Raw genomic sequence first — 238 nt, forward strand, 5'->3', positions numbered from 1 at the left:
GATCTGGTCAAGGATTGCGGTGTCGCTGACGAACTGCTGCTCGATGACGGCCGTGTGGTCATGCGCGTCGATACTGCGACCGCTACCGAACTGAACTGCACCGTGCTGATTGGCGGCCCGCTGTCGGATCACAAAGGTATCAACCGTCGCGGTGGTGGCCTGACCGCGCCAGCGCTGACCGAGAAAGACAAGGCCGACATCAAGCTCGCCGCCGAAATGGAAGTGGACTACCTTGCGG

Annotated in this window: 1 protein-coding gene; it reads left to right on the forward strand. The window is 61.3% G+C overall.

Going from position 1 to position 238, the window contains the following annotated elements:
* The coding region (locus AAEZ08_RS23435) for a pyruvate kinase (RefSeq protein WP_500125245.1) at window positions 1-238 on the forward strand (238 nt) is incomplete at both ends.

It is taken from the genome of Pseudomonas sp. E45-MNA-CIBAN-0222 (genome assembly GCF_040310405.1).
GTDB classification, from domain to species: Bacteria; Pseudomonadota; Gammaproteobacteria; order Pseudomonadales; family Pseudomonadaceae; genus Stutzerimonas; species Stutzerimonas stutzeri_AC.